The sequence below is a fragment of the Psychrobacter sp. 1Y4 genome, from assembly GCF_051847555.1.
On record NZ_JBPYDE010000062.1, the window covers coordinates 1 to 1394 of the forward strand.

The 1394-nt window shown below is 42.4% G+C and carries 1 protein-coding gene; it reads right to left on the reverse strand.

The genetic code is table 11. The features are described 5' to 3' along the window. Positions 1–126 precede the first annotated feature (126 nt). Complete coding sequence (locus ACS8FC_RS14155) at positions 127–990, reverse strand: LysR substrate-binding domain-containing protein (RefSeq protein ID WP_439297228.1); 864 nt, start codon at positions 988–990, stop codon at positions 127–129. Positions 991–1394 lie beyond the last annotated feature (404 nt).

Sequence of the window (1394 nt, forward strand, 5' to 3'; positions counted from 1 at the left end):
TTTTATGAGATTTTTTATAAGAAGTTTTACTGATTGAGACAATGGATTGATCGCTAATTATGCGTGGCACAAGCAAACACCTAGCTTCAGTGAGACAAGCTAGATTTTATAAGACTCTTGACTCACTTACAGCCCCAACGCTTGCTTTAAGGCATTGATCTGTGGCTGCTCACGATCCGTATAACGATATGCTAGCACAACCTCGCGCACCAAACTGTTATCCCCTAAATGGTGAATTTGGACGGGCGGCGTACTTCTAATCCATAGTCCTGCATAAGGAATCAACGCCACGCCCAAACCTGACTCCACCATCCGAACGATAGCATCAAGGTCATTGATCTCCATGATCGTATTGACCTTGATGTCTTGTTGTTTAAAGAATTTATTTAACTTTGCACCCGCTGAAGACTGCAAGGTGTAATGAATAAAAGGATGCTGCTCGAGCGTCTGTCTGAGGCTATGAAACGGCCATTTTTTGGGGCTAATGAGCACGTAAGGCTCGGTCATAATAGACTGGGTAACGATGTCTTTTGGCAAAGTAAATGCTGGCTGTATCGTAATCGCCGCATCTATCTCCCCGACTTCTAGTTTTTCAAATAACTCTATAGCACGCCCGGGGACAATTTCTGTCTGCATGAGTGGGGCAAGCAACGTAATCGCCTTTAGCGCCTCTGGTAAGATACCCACTTGCACGGAGTTGATCGAGCCAATCCTAAGCTGCCCGTAATAGCTGGCAATATCGGTATCTGAAGACAGCTGCATTGTGGAGTAAAGCGCCAAAATCTCTTTGGCGATTGGTAATACGCGCGTGCCTTGCGGATTAAGCGTGATGGCACGAGCAGAACGGGTGAATAAAGATAACCCTAAGTTGTCTTCCAAGGTTTTTATTTGTGCGCTGACTGCAGACTGGGTCAGGTTAATGTGCCGAGCTGCCGCAGCAAAACTGTCTAACTCGCAAACGGCGACAAAGGTTTTAAGCTCTCTTATCATTGATATCACCACACTTATAAGTTATGCCTGACATTTGAATACGGTTTAATTTATCTCAAAGTGGCTAGTATCTCTTCATTAAAAATAAACCATTGCATCAGTACCGTGACTCTCAAGGTCTACTGATTGACCTTTGTTTGCTCCTCTGCTAGATTTTAAGACGATACGTAATGTATCATTATTAAATGATTGCAATGAATAGACAATAATGTCTGCCTCACTGACTCTCACAGTATTTTTTGATCATTGTATTAGTTGCATGTCGTTCATGCTAAGGATAGCTCTTATGAACAACCGTTTACCGTATTTTTTTCATCAATCAATATTTCTCAAGTACCGATCCGGCAGAAAGCATTGACACTTAAGGGCATTATCCTACCACTTAACTAAAAAATAATAAAAAC

Bases quoted from the DNA above. Each gene is read 5' to 3' on its own strand.
- ACS8FC_RS14155 (WP_439297228.1), bottom strand. From the start codon at position 990: ATGATAAGAGAGCTTAAAACCTTTGTCGCCGTTTGCGAGTTAGACAGT.